This is a genomic window from Promicromonospora sp. MEB111 (genome assembly GCF_030209445.1).
Classification (GTDB): domain Bacteria; phylum Actinomycetota; class Actinomycetes; order Actinomycetales; family Cellulomonadaceae; genus Promicromonospora.
The window spans coordinates 304153-314566 of record NZ_JARVSD010000004.1; the positions used below are offsets into that span (position 1 = coordinate 304153).

The 10414-nt window shown below is 72.7% G+C and carries 10 protein-coding genes; 8 read left to right on the forward strand and 2 right to left on the reverse strand.

Annotation, left to right across the window (positions count from 1 at the left end):
• The first annotated feature begins 3 nt into the window (after positions 1-3).
• Genes QRN56_RS04955 through QRN56_RS04965 form a run of 3 tightly spaced genes read left to right on the forward strand, consistent with a single transcriptional unit; the run spans position 4 to position 3123 of the window.
• The gene (locus QRN56_RS04955; protein ID WP_285101652.1) at positions 4-675 is read left to right on the forward strand and encodes an SGNH/GDSL hydrolase family protein; all 672 of its coding nucleotides are present in this window, start codon (positions 4-6) and stop codon (positions 673-675) included.
• Positions 672-1385: a GntR family transcriptional regulator gene (locus QRN56_RS04960; RefSeq protein WP_285101653.1), complete on the forward strand. Its 714-nt coding sequence runs from the start codon at positions 672-674 to the stop codon at positions 1383-1385. Before QRN56_RS04955 ends, QRN56_RS04960 begins: the two co-directional genes overlap by 4 nt.
• A gap of 31 nt (positions 1386-1416) precedes the next feature.
• On the forward strand, positions 1417-3123 hold the full coding sequence (locus QRN56_RS04965; protein WP_285101654.1) for a SpoIIE family protein phosphatase: 1707 nt from the start codon (positions 1417-1419) through the stop codon (positions 3121-3123).
• Here the strand turns inward: QRN56_RS04965 and QRN56_RS04970 are convergent.
• Together QRN56_RS04970 and QRN56_RS04975 are read right to left on the reverse strand one after the other, a co-directional pair.
• Positions 3113-3985 carry an amidohydrolase family protein gene (locus QRN56_RS04970; protein WP_285101655.1) on the reverse strand — a complete coding sequence of 291 codons (873 nt, stop codon included), beginning with the start codon at positions 3983-3985 and terminating at the stop codon, positions 3113-3115. The genes QRN56_RS04965 and QRN56_RS04970 overlap by 11 nt on opposite strands.
• Entirely contained in the window at positions 3982-4575 is a 594-nt protein-coding gene (locus QRN56_RS04975; RefSeq protein WP_285101656.1) for an extracellular solute-binding protein, read from the reverse strand. The genes QRN56_RS04970 and QRN56_RS04975 overlap by 4 nt, the downstream gene beginning before the upstream one ends.
• A 158-nt stretch (positions 4576-4733) precedes the next feature.
• Here QRN56_RS04975 and QRN56_RS04980 point away from each other — a divergent pair, with 158 nt between their 5' ends.
• The 5 genes from QRN56_RS04980 (at position 4734) to glmS (ending at position 9713) form a co-directional block, all read left to right on the forward strand.
• Positions 4734-5435 (forward strand): helix-turn-helix transcriptional regulator, encoded by a 702-nt coding sequence (locus tag QRN56_RS04980; RefSeq protein ID WP_285101657.1) that lies wholly within the window; start codon positions 4734-4736, stop codon positions 5433-5435.
• Between the two features lie 128 nt (positions 5436-5563).
• Complete coding sequence (locus QRN56_RS04985) at positions 5564-5986, forward strand: VOC family protein (protein ID WP_285101658.1); 423 nt, start codon at positions 5564-5566, stop codon at positions 5984-5986.
• Between the two features lie 120 nt (positions 5987-6106).
• Positions 6107-7366 (forward strand): tyrosine--tRNA ligase, encoded by a 1260-nt coding sequence (gene tyrS, locus QRN56_RS04990; protein WP_285101659.1) that lies wholly within the window; start codon positions 6107-6109, stop codon positions 7364-7366.
• Positions 7367-7566: 200 nt separating this feature from the next.
• The gene (locus tag QRN56_RS04995; protein ID WP_285101660.1) at positions 7567-7830 is read left to right on the forward strand and encodes a hypothetical protein; all 264 of its coding nucleotides are present in this window, start codon (positions 7567-7569) and stop codon (positions 7828-7830) included.
• Positions 7831-7889: 59 nt separating this feature from the next.
• On the forward strand, positions 7890-9713 hold the full coding sequence (glmS, locus tag QRN56_RS05000) for a glutamine--fructose-6-phosphate transaminase (isomerizing) (protein ID WP_285101661.1): 1824 nt from the start codon (positions 7890-7892) through the stop codon (positions 9711-9713).
• The last annotated feature ends 701 nt before the right edge of the window (positions 9714-10414 follow it).

Consider the following 10414-nt stretch of genomic DNA (forward strand, 5'->3'; position numbering starts at 1 on the left):
TTCATGACCAGCAGCGGTATCACCACCGGACAGGCCGCCGAACGACTCGTCTTCGTCGGGGACTCGATCACCGACGCCGGCCGTGACCGCGCGGACGCCGGGTCGCTCGGCGACGGCTACGTCAGCCTCGTCGCGGCCGACCTGCCCGGCGCCCAGGTGCGCAACGTCGGCATAGGCGGCGACCGTGCCGTCGACCTGGAGGCCCGCTGGGAACGCGACGTCGCCGGCACCGCGCCCGACGTGCTCAGCGTGTACGTGGGGGTCAACGACACGTGGCGCCGCTACGACAACGACGACCCCACGAGCGCCGAGGACTTCGAGGCCACCTACCTGCGGCTCCTGGACCGGGTGCCCGGCAGCCCGCGCCTGGTTCTCGTGGAGCCGTTCCTCCTGCCGGTGCGGCCGGAGCAGCGCGACTGGCTCGGCGACCTCGCGGGCAAGCGGGCGGTCGTCGCACGCCTGGCGGAGCAGGCGGGCGCCGCGCTGGTGCCCCTGCACTCCCTGCTCACGGCCGCTGCGGACGCGCTCGGCGGGACGGAGGGCGCCGTCGCCCTCGCCCCCGACGGCGTGCACCCCACGCCCGCGGGGTCACGAATCATCGCCGACGCCTGGCTCGCGGCCTACCGCTCCGGTGCACAAACGATTGTCGATAATGTCGCTAGGCTGGGCGGATGACTGATGCGTTGAGCGGGATCTCGGGCCTCGAGCGCGGGCTGCTGTCCGACCAGATCTACGACCTGGTCAAGTCGATGATCAAGTCGTCGCAGCTGGCCCCGGGCGAGCAGCTCGTGGAGTCACAGCTGGCCCGCCGCCTGCGCGTGAGCCAGGCCCCCGTGCGCGACGCGCTCAAGCAGCTCGCGCACGAGGGCCTGGTGACGCACGTGCGGCACCAGGGCAACTTCGTGACCAAGCACTCCGACGAGGAGGCCCAGCAGGCCAAGCAGGCCCGCGTGGCGCTGGAGGCGCTCGCGGGCCGGCTCGCCTGCGGGCGGCTCACGGCCGAGACCCGGGCGCGGCTCGAGGAGTTCATCGTCGCCATGCACGGCACGGTCGACGCGCAGGACCTGCCCGCGTTCCGCGAGCTCGACTTCGGGTTCCACCGCGCGGTCATCGAGGCCAGCGGCAACACCTACCTGCCGCGCATGTGGGACATCATCGAGCCGAGCCTGCGCTCGATGCACCTGCTCGGCGACCCCGAGTTCACCGGCGACTGGCACCAGGTGGCCGACTGGCACCGCAGCCTGCTCGACGTCCTCGACGGCGGCGACGCAGACGCGGCCTCGGCCCTCTTCGAGGCACACGCCGCGGGGACCCTGCTCGACGCCGACGCCGACGGCCTCCAGAGCAAAACAGGACAAGCCGGGCTCACCCCCTCCGAAGGCTAGCCCGGCGAGGCATCCTCGTTACGATTCGCATGTGAGATCGGGGTGGTTCGAGGAGGCGACGGCACGCAGCGCCGTCGGCCACGAGGCCCGGACCGTCGCGTGGGAGGCCACGCCGCTCGGTCCGCCCAGCACGTGGCCGGAGTCCCTGCGGCATGCCGTGCGGCTGTGCTTCTCCACGCGGTTCCCCGTGATGATGGTCTGGGGCCCGGACCTGACGCTGATCTACAACGACGGCTACCGGGACATGCTCGGCACGGCCAAGCACCCCGCCGCACTGGGTGCGTCGGCCCGGGTCGTGTGGGCCGAGATCTGGGACGACATCGGTCCGCTGTTCGACACGGTGCTGGCCACGGGGAGGCCGACGCTCAACGAGGACCTGTACCTGCTGATGAACCGGTCGGGGTACGCCGAGGAGACCTACTTCACCTTCTCCTACAGCCCGCTGCTGGACGACGACGGGCGCGTCGTGGGCGTGCTGGACATCGCGACCGAGACCACGCGCGCGGTCGTGAACCAGCGGCGGCTGGCCCTGCTGGGTGAGGTGCACGGCGTCCTGCCCGGCACGTTCACCGACCTGCGGACCTTCGCCCAGCCCGTGATCGGCCTGCTGGCGGCGAGCCCGGACGTCGCCCGGGTCGCCCTCTACGCCGCGAGCGGTCCCGAGGTGGTCCTGGAGGCCGGGGACGAGCCGGAGCCCAGCGAGCTGCGCCTGGTCGTCCGGGCACTGCGCTCCGGTCGGCGTCAGGTGGTCCCGGGCACGGTGGTCAAGCCCGTGCGGTCCGGCCAGGGCAGCGGCGTCATCGCCGCGCTCGTCCTGCGCGGCACCGCGGCACGGCCGTGGGACGCGGACCATGCCCGCTTCATGGTGGTCCTGTCGACCACGGTCACCTCCGCGCTGCGCGACGTCGTCCGCCGCCGGGTGCAGGACGACGCGCTGCGGCTGAGGGCCGTGCACTCCGAGGAGGAGCGGGCCCGGGCCTCCGAGGTGTCCCTGGCGCTGCAGCGGGCCGTGCTGACCGACCCGCCGCGGCTGGACGACCTGGAGGTGGTCGTGCACTACCAGCCCGCCGCCGTCGAGCGGAACATCGGCGGCGACTGGTACGACGCGTTCACGCGGCGCGACGGCGCGACCACCGTGGTGATCGGCGACGTGATCGGGCACGACCTGGACGCCGCCGTGGCGATGGGGCAGATCAGGTCGCTCGTGCGGGCCATCGGGTACGACAGCCAGGAGACGCCCGCACGGGTGCTGGAGCGGGTCGACGCCGCCATCGACGGCCTAGCCCTGGGAAGCTCCGCCACGGCCACCGCACTGGTGGCGTGCGTCGAGCGGCCGGCCCGGCCGGGCGGGGACGAGGCCCGCACGGTGCGCTGGTCCAGCGCGGGTCACCTGCCACCGATCCTGGTCCGGGCCGACGGCACGACGGAGGTCCTGCGGATCCGCAACGACCTGCTGCTCGGCATGGATCCGGGGACCCTGCGCCGCGACCACGTGACCGACCTCCGGCCTGGTGACACGCTGGTGCTCTACACCGACGGCCTGATCGAGACGCGGGACGACCGCCTGCGCGCCCGCCTGGACAAGCTCGCCGAGGTGCTCGAGGGAACGCAGACCGCGGACCTGGGGACCGTCGTCGAGACGGCCCTGAGCGGCATGCTCTCCGTCACGGCCGACGACGACGTCGCGATCGTGATGGTGCGGTGCAGCGCCCGGCCGGGCGCTCCCGTCAACCGGTGATCCCGTAGAGGCGCGCGGCGGTACCTGACCACAGGGCCGACACCGCGGCGTCGTCGAGCCGGGGGAGCGCGCGGGCGGTGCGCCCGACGACCTCCGCGTACGGCGCGACCCGGGCGGACATCGGCCAGTCGCTGCCGAACAGCAGACGCTCCGGCCCGAGCAGGTCGACGGCGGCGCGGGCGATCAGTGCGACCCGGCCGGCGTCGGCCGGGCCCGCCGTGTGGAGGCCGGAGAGCTTGGCGTGCACGCGCGGCCGCGCGGCGACGTCCGCCAGCGCGGCGCGCCACGCCCCGTCGGGCGCCCCCGTACCGAGACCCAGGTGGCAGACGACGACGTCGAGCGCCGGGTGGCGGTCGGCCAGGGCCGCGACGGCGGGGAGCTGCTCGGGGCGCACGAGCGTCTCCAGCACCCGGCCGGTGCCGGCGAGCCCGGCGCACAGGGCGTCCAGCCCGGCGACGTCGGACAGGTCGGCGGCCCCGCCCGGCACGGCGAGCCGGACGCCGGCGACGGGTACGCCGTCGTCGAGGAGCGGTTGGGCCATGCCTGCCCAGGCGGCGGGGCCGCCGGGGCGGGTGTCGTACTGGAGCACCACCGGCCCGGGCAACGGGCCGTGCCCGGCGGCCCGGGCGGCGAGCCAGCGTGCCTCGCCCTCGGTGTCCGCGGCCTGGACGGCGACGGCGGCGCGCACGGGTACCGGGGACGTCGCCGTAGCGCGGGCCAGGTCGTCCGGGCCGACGCGCCGCGGCAGGCCCAGGCGCTCGGCGAACCAGGAGATCCGCATCGCGCCGGTGTCCCAGAGGTGCACGTGCGCGTCGACGATCCCGTCCGGAACCGCCCCGCCCGAGGAGAGGCCCGCGCTCATGCCGGTGCCGGTGCGGACCGCGCGGCGTCGAGCGCGGCCCACAGGTCCTCGGGCACGTCGGCCGCCGCGGCGTCGGCGAAGACGTCGACCTCGGCCGGGGTGCGCGCCCCCACCACGACGGCCTCGACCCCCGCGACCCGCAGCGGGTACCGCGCCGCCGCCTGCAGGGAGTGGCTGGTCATCCAGTCGCCGCCCGTCTGGATCGGGGTCCAGCCGGCGTCCTTGAGCTTGCCGAGCGCGGCGGTGAGCTCCTCCACGGTGCCCGGCGTCTCGGTGATGCCCGCCTCCTCGAAGGCGGTCTTGTTGTAGAACCACAGGCTCTGCAGCTGGAACCCGATGCCGGCCATGTAGTACTTGCCGTCGATCGAGTACTGGTCGGCCAGGGGGCCGCCGGTCGCCCAGTCGTACTGCGACAGGTCCACCAGCTCGGGCGCCAGGTCGACCGTGGGCGGCATCGACTGCACGACGTCGGGCGCGTCGCCCGCGGTCAGCAGCCGGGGCGGGGCGGCGGCCACGCCCTCGGCGCCGGCGAGGGTGAGGGCGGCCGCCGTGAGCGTGCCCACGCTCGCCAGGGTGCGGTGCTTGATCATCGTTGATCCTCTCGGGTTGCCGCAGCGTTCCAGGGGGTGCTGTGCGTTGGCCTGGGCGTACGGCCTACGACTGTGGAGTGACGTCTCGGGGAGAGTAATCGATAATCGTTGGATTGGGAAGAAGGTGGGTCCCGTCCCACGCCGCATAGGCTCGCGGGGTGAACCGGACCGACCGCATGTACGCGATCGTCGAGGAGCTGCGGGCCGTCTCGCCGCGTCCGCGGAGCGCGTCGTGGCTGGCAGATCGGTTCGAGGTCAGCCGGCGGACCATCGAGCGCGACATCAGCGCGCTGCAGCAGACCGGTGTGCCCGTCTGGGCCGAGCCGGGCCGTACCGGGGGCTACTGCCTCGACCGCGCACGGACGCTCCCGCCGGTGAACTTCAGCCCCGACGAGGCGGTCGCCGTCGCCGTCGCGCTCGGCGGCCTGGCCGGGACGCCGTTCGCGGGCGCGGGCGCGACGGCGCTCCGCAAGATCCTCGCGGCCATGCGGGACGACGACGCGACCGCCGCTCACGACCTCGCCGGACGCGTGCACCTCCTCGGGGCGCCGCCGCAGGTGCCACCGGTCCCCGCCGTCCTCACCGACGCGATCTCAGCACGCCGCGTCCTGCGCCTGCGGTACACCGACCGGGCGGGCGCCGCGACCACGCGCGACGTCGAGCCGCTCGGCTTCGTCGGGTCGTCCACGGCGTGGTACCTGCTGGCCTGGTGCCGGCTGCGCGACGGGATCCGCGCCTTCCGCCTCGACCGCGTCGACCGGGTCACGGCCACCAGCGAGCGCGCACCCCGGCGGGTGGTCCGGCCGGAGGACGTCCAGGTGCCCGACGGTGACCTGCGCACCCTGACGTTCCTGGGCTGACCGCGCGCTCCGCGGTCCACCGCGGAGACACAGACGGGGAAACACCGACACAGGGGTGTCGCGCGGCGGGCGGAGGCTGGTCGCGGGCCACGGAGAGACCGTGGCCCGTGACCTGGAGGTCCACCGCCATGCACCACGCCACCCTCGCCTCCGTACGCCTCATCACCGACGACGTCGACCGGCTGACGGCCTTCTACGAACGCGTCACCGGCACCGCGGCGCAGCGGCCGTCGCCCGACTTCGCCGAGCTGCGCACCGACCGGGGCACCCTCGCCATCGGCAGCACGCGGACGGTCCAGCTCTTCGGCCCCGGCTCCGCGGCCCCGGCGGCCAATCGCACGGCGATCGTGGAGTTCCTCGTCGACGACGTGGACGCCCTGTTCGCCGGGCTCGGCGACACGGTCGAGACCGTGACCCCGCCGACCACCATGCCGTGGGGCAACCGCTCGCTGCTCGTCCGCGACCCCGACGGCACCCTGGTGAACCTGTTCACGCCCGTGAGCCCGGAGGCGCGCGAGCGCAGCGGGACGGAACGCAGCGGGATGGAATGAGGGCGAGCCCCGCGCCGCCGTCGGGCAGACTATGACGTGCGGGCCCACGACGAGCCCGGCGAGCGGCCCGCCCGGGCCGCGCGCCACCAAGAAGTCCCACGAAAGCAAGGAGCACCCACGGTGACCGACATCCTCGACGAGCTGCAATGGCGAGGCCTGGTGGCACAGTCCACCGACGAGGCCGCGCTGCGTTCTGCACTGTCGGAGGGCACCGTGGACTATTACGTGGGCTTCGACCCCACGGCCCCGTCGCTGCACATCGGCAACCTCGTCCAGATCCTCACGGCACGCAGGCTGCAGGACGCCGGCCACCGGCCCTACCTGCTGGTCGGCGGCGCGACGGGCCTCATCGGCGACCCCCGCGACTCGGGCGAGCGCACGCTCAACTCGCCCGAGGTGGTCGCCGGCTGGGTGGAGCGCATCCGCGCCCAGATCGAGCCGCACCTGTCCTTCGAGGGCGCCAACGCCGCGCGCATGGTGAACAACCTCGACTGGACCGCCCCGATGTCCGCGATCGAGTTCCTGCGCGACATCGGCAAGCACTTCCGGATGGGCACCATGCTGTCCAAGGACATCGTGGCCAGGCGGCTCGCCTCGGACGAGGGCATCAGCTTCACCGAGTTCAGCTACCAGGTACTGCAGGGCATGGACTACCGCGAGCTGTACCGGCGGCACGGCATCACCCTGCAGCTCGGCGGCAACGACCAGTGGGGCAACCTGCTGGCCGGCGTCGAGCTGATCCGCAAGGCCGAGGGCGTGAGCGCGCACGCGCTCACCACGCCGCTCATCACCAAGGCCGACGGGACCAAGTTCGGCAAGTCCGAGGGCGGCTCCATCTGGCTCGACCCGGAGATGACCAGCCCCTACGCCTTCTACCAGTTCTGGCTCAACCAGGCCGACGCCGACGTCGTGAACTACCTCAAGGTGTTCACGTTCCGGTCGCGCGAGGAGATCGCGGAGCTCGAGCGCGAGGTGGCCGAGCGGCCGTTCGCGCGGGAGGCCCAGAAGGCGCTCGCGGGTGACGTGACCACCCTGGTGCACGGCGCCGGGGCGACCGAGGCGGTCATCGCGGCGAGCCAGGCGCTGTTCGGCCGCGGCTCGCTCGACGACCTCGACGCCCGGACGCTCGCGGGTGCGGTGGCCGAGCTGCCGCGCGTGACGGCCAAGGCCGGCGACCTGGTCGCCGACCTGCTGGTGGGCTCGGGGCTCGTGGCGTCCAAGGGCGCCGCGCGGCGCGCGATCGCGGAGGGCGGCGCCTACGTGAACAACGTGAAGGTGACGTCGGACGACGCCGCGCTCGCCGGCGAGGACCTGCTCCACGGGCGGTACGCGGTGCTGCGCCGGGGCAAGAAGACCCTGGCGGTCGCCGCCTCGGAGTGACCTCCTGACCGACGGTCCCACCCGGCCGCTCCACCGGCACGTCCGGAGCACGACGGCGGCCGCCCGCTCACCAGCGGGCGGCCGCCGTTTCGTCTGCCCGGACACTTTTCGCCCGCCTCTGGTCTCCTGCGAAGCCAGATCTTGCCCGATTCCGGGCAAGAAGTTGTCGTTACCCGCCCGGATGGGCCACGCTCAGCGGCATGAGGACGTCTCCCGATCTCGTCGCCCAGGTGGCGGCGACCACCGGACTCACGCCCGCCGAGGCGGCGCGCGTGGTCGGCGACGTCGTCGCGTACTTCGCCGAACCGGTGGAGGACGTCGTCCGGCGCCGGCACGCCGAGCTGAAGACCCACGGCGCGAAGAACCCCGAGATCTTCGCGCGCATCGCCGCCGAGCTGGAGCAGCGGGTCGTCGCGGCACCGCAGCTCAGCGAGCGACAGCTGCGCCGGATGATCTACGGCTGAGCCGGCGCCTCCCGCGGGCCACGCCGCCCGCCCCTCCGTACCCCTGAAGGAGCACCATCATGTGTGGAATCGTCGGTTACGTCGGCGGCCAGAACGCCGCCCCCCTGCTCGTCGAGGCCCTCGGCCGGCTGGAGCACCGGGGGTACGACTCGGCGGGCGTCGCCGTCGTCGGCTCCCAGCTGAAGGTCACCAAGCGTGCCGGCCGGGTCCGGGACCTCGCCGAGGTGCTGCCCAAGCGGATGACCGGACGCGTGGGGATCGGCCACACCCGGTGGGCGACCCACGGCCCCGCGACCGACGTGAACGCCCACCCGCACACGGACGCGACCGGCACGGTCGCGGTGGTGCACAACGGCATCATCGACAACGCCGCCGCACTGCGCGCCCGGCTCACCGGCCAGGGCGTGGAGCTCGCGAGCGACACCGACACGGAGGTGTTCGCCCACCTCGTCGCCCTGTCCGCCGCGGACACGCTGGAGGGCAAGGTGATCGACGCGCTCGACGCCGTCGAGGGCACCTACGGGCTTGCCGTCGTCCACGCGGACTTCCCGGACCGGGTGGTGGTGGCGCGCAACGGCAGCCCCCTGCTGGTCGGCGTGGGGGAGAAGGAGATGTTCGTGGCCTCCGACCTGGCCGCCCTCGTGCGCCACACCACCACGGTGGCGCACCTGGCCGACGGCGAGCTGGCCACCGTCACGGCGGCGGGTTTCACCACGTTCCGCCGGGACCTGACGCGCACGCAGACCACGGCGCGCGAGGTCGACGTCGACCCCAGCGCCTACGAGCACGGCCAGATCGACGGCCGCCCGCGCATGTACACGGAGATGCTGGAGCAGCCGGCCAGCGTGGAGCGCGCGCTGCGCGGCCGGCTGGACGAGCGGTTCGCGACGGCCCACCTGGGCGGGCTCGAGATGGACGCCCGCGCCCTGCGCGCCGTCCGCCGCGTCAAGATCCTGGGCTGCGGCTCGGCGTACTACGTGGGACAGATGGGCGCGTCGCTCGTCGAGGAGCTGGCCCGCGTCCCCGCCGACGCCGAGGCCGCCAGCGAGTTCCGCTACCGCGACCCCGTCATCGAGCCCGACACCCTGTACGTGGCGGTGAGCCAGTCCGGCGAGACCATCGACACGCTGCTCGCGGTCGAGGAGATCAAGCGCAAGGGCGGCCGCGTCATCGGCCTGGTCAACGTCGTCGGCTCCGCGATCGCCCGGGCCTGCGACGGCGGGATCTACCTGCACGCGGGCCCCGAGATCGCGGTCGCCTCCACCAAGGCGCTCACCACGATGTTCGTGGGCTTCGCCCTGCTGGCCCTCCAGCTCGGGCGGGTGCGCGACCTCTCGGTCGCGGACGGGCGCCGCCTCGTGGCCGGGCTGCAGAGCCTGCCGGCTCAGATCGAGCAGGTGCTCGACGGCGAGGAGCGGATCGCGCAGGCCGCGAAGGCGCTCGCCGTGGCCGAGAGCCTGTTCTTCGTGGGCCGGGTGCGGGGATACCCGGTGGCGCGCGAGGGCGCGCAGAAGTTCAAGGAGATCAGCTACCGGCACGCCGAGGCGTACCAGATGTCCGAGCTGAAGCACGGACCGCTGGCGCTCATCTCGCCCGAGGTGCCGACGGTCGCGATCGTGCCCGACGACGAGCTGACCGACCGGAACGTGGCCGCCCTGCACGAGATCGCCGCGCGCGGTGGCCCCCTCGTGGTCGTCACGCACGAAGGCGTGGACCTGGGCGAGCTGCGGGCCGAGCGCATCGACGTGCCGCGCAACGAGCGGGAGCTCGACCCGCTGCTCCTGACCGTGCCGCTGCAGCTGCTGGCCTACCACGCGGCGCTCTCCCTGGGGCACGACGTGGACAAGCCGCGGAACCTGGCGAAGTCCGTCACCGTGGAGTGACGCCGGTTCCGCGTGTGCGGGCGCCCGTGTCGCCGCCGGTGACGTCGGTGACACGGGCCCCGCGCACCGCCGCGCACGTCGCGCGCACGCTGATTTTGCGTGGACACCGATCGCTGTGTACTGTTCCGGTTGTTCGCCCGGCAGGGAGAGACGGACAGGGAGCGCGAAGAGCGTGACTGGCCGGTCCCGGGGCGGGAACCACTCCAGATCTTCGAGGTGGCTTTGTGCGCTTCGGTTCTGGGTTGGGCTTGCCGACAGGCGCCTCGTTGCAGTGATCCTGACCAGGATGCTTGCGCCAGGGAGCGTGGTAGGGTAAGTTACAGAGGTTGCCTCCGAACGGGGATGGCGCGGTTCGCACCGCGGTCCACTTCGGATGGTTCCCTTCCTCTGCAGATCATCAAGGTTTCGTACTTTGAATGGTCGGCGAAAAATGGGATCAGAATTCCTTCGGTTGCTCGAAGAATTCTCCCGGCCACTGCGGCCGGCGGGGATTTGGAAAAGTCCGAAAGGGCCTGGTAAGTTTGAGGAACTGCCCCGGACAGGGAAGCGAACGAAAAGGTCGCGGCTCTGACGGTGTGCGTCGGTTGTTTGAGAACTCAACAGTGTGCTTGATAGTCAATGCCAATTATTTGACTCTCATGTTTCGGGTCGTATCACCAGCATGGTGGTGTGGTCGGGATCGGTGGGGGTTGTTTTTGGAT